The organism is Xenorhabdus hominickii (assembly GCF_002632725.1).
GTDB lineage: Bacteria > Pseudomonadota > Gammaproteobacteria > Enterobacterales > Enterobacteriaceae > Xenorhabdus > Xenorhabdus hominickii.
Genome location: NZ_NJAI01000084.1, coordinates 1 through 709, shown reverse-complemented (window position 1 = coordinate 709; position 709 = coordinate 1). Strand labels below are relative to the sequence as shown.

General features: G+C 55.7%; 1 pseudogene. It reads right to left on the bottom strand.

The annotated features are described in order from the left end of the window. Window positions 1-709, bottom strand: a pseudogene (locus Xhom_RS31775) (tape measure protein); the annotation flags it as partial.

Genomic DNA, 709 nt, shown 5'->3' with positions numbered 1-709 from the left:
TGCCACATATGCCTGCCAACTGGTGGACATCCCCATAGCGCCCGTATTGGCCGCTGTTCCTGCCACTGCACCCGCCCCTGCCATCGCGCCTCCGGCAACACCGCCCGCAATCCCCATCACCGCTTTTAATACGGTGTTGGTCAGGATGGCTTGTGCCGCCATATCGACCAGATTCTGAATGATGCTCTGAGTCAGAGAAGAGAACAGATTAGCCATGCCCTCTTTGAAGGTCTGGGTACCGGTTAACATACCCGTTAACATATTGGTCATGCGCTCCTTGGTGACAGTAAATAAATCCATCGTCATTTTCTGTAGCCGTCCCTGACTGGTGTAGAGTTGCATGGCCGCATCATAACGGCGCTGATTCGTCTCGTTATCAGCGGCGATCAGTAATTCATTTTTGCGCTGTTCGGTGATCAGGGTCTCGGTTGCATAGGTCTGAATCAGTGCCTTCCGTTTCTCCAGTTGGTTCTGGAGGTCCTGCAACGGATCGACATTGCCGGCCAATTCCGCACCGGGAGAGACCGCGTTGCGCTGATTGGCCTCCGCTACCGCACTGAGATAGCTGAACTGAATTTCCTGCTTGCGACGCACAACTTCTTCGGTGCTCTGGATATCGCTGGCGGCAATCTGGCGCTGGAGTTGCTCTTCGGCTTCCCGGCGGGCATGAGTGGCTTGGCGGTAAGGGTCAGCGGCGAGGGCATCCTGA